At 49.9% G+C, this 1,117-nt stretch carries 1 protein-coding gene; it reads right to left on the bottom strand.

Translation table 11 applies throughout. The features are described 5' to 3' along the window. On the bottom strand, positions 1-1,117 hold a 1,117-nt coding region (locus R7E78_RS24460), incomplete at both ends, for an ABC transporter ATP-binding protein (protein ID WP_318058384.1).

Raw genomic sequence — 1,117 nt, 5'->3', positions numbered from 1 at the left:
CAACGCTGATGTCGGTTCATCACAAATCAAAAGTCGAGGACGAGTGGCCAGAGCGCGCGCAATCGAAATACGCTGACGCTGACCACCAGAGAATTCATGAGGATATTTGACACCAGCCATGCGACCCAAACCAACATGATCAAGCAAATCATTCACGATTTGACGTGTTTCTGCTTCATTCTTGGTGAGTTTATGGAAACGAATTGGCTCGGCAATAATGTCTGCCACCTTCATACGAGGGTTCATAGACGTGTATGGGTTTTGGAACACCATCTGCATTTGACGTCGCATCGGACGACGCTCTTTTTCCGACTTCATCGCCGTGAGATCGATGCCTTCAAATTTCACTTGGCCAGAGTTTGGCTCATACAAGCCAGCAATCACGCGCGCGATGGTCGACTTACCCGAACCTGACTCACCCACCAGACCAAACGTCTCACCTTCGTGCACCTCAAAACTCACATTGTTCGAAGCCTGCACGTACTCACGGCGGCTTTCAAACAAAGAGTCCTTAGTCACAAACCTTAGGTTGACGTTTTTCACATCCAACAACGGGCCAGTGTACTCACGCTGATCTTGGCTTTGACCCAGCCAGTGATTCTTAATGTCTAGCGACTTCATTTCTGTCGCTTCTTCGATGTAACTCACCAGAGGGAAGCGATCGAGCTTTCTGTCTGAGCGAGGAACCGCCGAAATCAAGCTGCGCGTGTATGGATGATCTGGGTTACCCAACACTTTTGCCGTTGGCCCAAACTCAACAAGATCGCCACGGTACATTACCGCCACGCGGTCTGTAACGTTTGAAACCACCCCCATGTCGTGCGTAACCAACATACAACCAACATTGTTCTGGATACACAACTCACGGATAAGATTCAGGATTTGGTCTTGGATTGATACGTCCAGTGCCGTGGTTGGCTCATCGGCGATGATCAGATCTGGCTCACCAGCCAAAGCGATCGCGATAACCACACGCTGACGCATACCACCAGAAAACTGGTGAGGATACTGTTTAAGACGGTTTTCAGGCTGAGGGATGCCGACTTGCTGCATCAGAGACAACGCGCGTTGATACGCCTCGTCGTCAGACACTTTCATGTTGGCATGAATGGTTTCT

Source organism: Vibrio sp. YT-19(2023), assembly GCF_033337395.1.
This window is presented reverse-complemented; position numbering and strand designations above follow the sequence as displayed.